The organism is Streptomyces sp. NPDC001450 (assembly GCF_053597295.1).
The window spans coordinates 1-2,012 of sequence record NZ_JBSFHY010000137.1 but is presented as its reverse complement, the minus strand read 5'-3'; the positions used below and the strand labels follow the sequence as shown (position 1 = coordinate 2,012).

1 protein-coding gene and 1 pseudogene are annotated in these 2,012 nt (G+C 67.5%); one reads left to right on the top strand and one right to left on the bottom strand.

Annotated elements, in window-relative coordinates:
- Nucleotides 1-88 precede the first annotated feature (88 nt).
- Nucleotides 89-1,135, bottom strand: coding sequence for a serine/arginine repetitive matrix protein 1 (locus ACWC5O_RS45375; protein WP_355837826.1), 1,047 nt, complete (start codon nt 1,133-1,135; stop codon nt 89-91).
- A gap of 330 nt (nt 1,136-1,465) precedes the next feature.
- Between ACWC5O_RS45375 and ACWC5O_RS45370 the strand changes: the two are divergent.
- Nucleotides 1,466-2,012, top strand: a pseudogene (locus tag ACWC5O_RS45370) (hypothetical protein); the annotation flags it as partial.

Sequence of the window (2,012 nt, the reverse complement as noted above, 5' to 3'; positions counted from 1 at the left end):
GCCCATCGCTCGAGGAGGGCTTGGCGCTCGTCCAGCACCCCAATCGGTGCTGGGAGGGTCAGCGCTTCATCGGCGACGTCGATCACCCTTATCCCCACTCACCGTCGAAGCCGTAGTCCTCGGGACCTTCGTACTGCCGGCCGTACCGCTGCTCGTCTTCCAGGTCGCTCCAGCAGATGCCACAGAGGATTGTTCCGGTGTCTCCCTTGGCGTCGATCGGTCGCATGCACCGTTCGCAGGGCACAACGGTGGGGAACGCCATGGCGCAGGAAAAGCAGACGTGGACCGGCTTCGCGGGGTCGCTGCGGACGCGAACGGCCCACCCGAGCGTTTGCTGATCGCACTGCGGGCATGTGTTGAACTCGCTGGGCTCTTCCTGGTCTTGCCCGATGAAATAGCCCAGCAGCTCCTCCGGATCCCAGCCGCGCGCGCAGAAACGGCAGGTGGCGAGTTCGGACGCGGCAGTCGAGTCCGGCCCCTCGCACAGCACGAGGGCCAACTGCTCGCACTCGGGGCACTCGATGGTGCGGTTCTCGACGCCTTCGCTCTTCAACTCCCCGCCGAGCCGGTTCATCCGCTCGCGGACAAAGGAGTTGATGGCAGTCAGGCCGCCGCGGATGCTCGCCAGCATTGCCTCGGCCTGCGCCTTCTCCTGGCCGTCGTGAAGGTAGGGGACGAGACGGTCGTCGATGAAGCGGACCAGGAAGTCGAGCACCTCCGCCGCGCGGGCCTCGGCCACGCGCGCATCGAGGCTGGATCCGAAGTGCTGGAGCTTGTTGCGGTCGTCCCTCAGGTCCTTGAGCGCCTTCCGCTCCGAGTCCGTGAAGGGCACGCCCACGATGTTCCTGAGCCGGGTAATGGCCGCCTCGGTGGTGACACTCTTGAAGTCTGCACTGTCCCGCTTCTTCGGCGTCGCCTCGTCGGCGTTGGCGAAGACGAGGGTCCAGTGCTCCGCATACAGGCGCGCCTTGAAGAGCACCTCGACGGCCGCCTGGAGGTGGAGCACGGCGTACTTCACGTCCCGGTCTGTCACCTCGGACTGGTTCTCGTCCAGGTGGTCGACGACGCTCGCCAGGTAGTCCAGCCCGTTGCGGACGGGCGGGAAGTCGAGCTGGGGAGGTGCGGAGCGTCGCATCCGCCGGACTCGCTGCCGTGGAACGTCGTCCGATGTCGCAGCCGCCGACGTCGTCGCGGCGACCCCGTCTTCTCCGCTCTCTTGTGTCGGTGCCATCAGCCGTTCCCCGCCCCCTGTTTGACCCGTCGCCATGTCCGGGTTTGTCGCGTCGGATAAGGAGAGGTTATCCGACGCGATCACCTCCCGGGGCCGGTTGCCCGCGATTCACGGACGCCTGTCCGGGAGGTTGGCCGAAAGTAGCTGCACAAGACGGGTTGAGACCCATGTATAAGAGGGGAGGTAATGCGTTGCACAACACGTGCAGCACTCGACATGGAATGAGGAATCACGTTGGGCCACGTCCGTCCACTCGCCAACGGCCTGCGCACCGACCATCCGGTGCCGGGCCTGCCGTTCGTCGACGACTCCCACATCCCCCTCAACGAGGGGCCCGAGGCCATCGAGGCCGTCGGCCGCCACGAGGCCAGCGGCATGTGGGGCCGCTTCGACCCCAACCGTGAAGGCGGCGGCTGGCACGCCTTCACCACCGACCCTCTCCAGCACACCTTGGGCTGGTCGGTGCGCTACCACCCCGAGCACGGCCGGACCGTGCTGCTGATGAGCGACGGCGCCACGGCGTTCCTGCACAGCCAGTGGTCGCAGGACCAGCTGCTGTTCCGCGCCGGCGGCTACTGGTGGGACGGCACCAACTGGTACCGGCCCGGGCAGGTCTGGGATCCCGTCGAGGAGGACTACGAGCGGCGCAAGGCCCGCGCCGCCGTCACGGTCAGCGCCGCCGACATGCTCGACGGCCGTGCCGACCCCGCCCGGGCGTACATCGGCAAGGTCACCACCTTCGATCCCGAGGCCCCGGCCCCGGAGAACTGGCTCGACCACC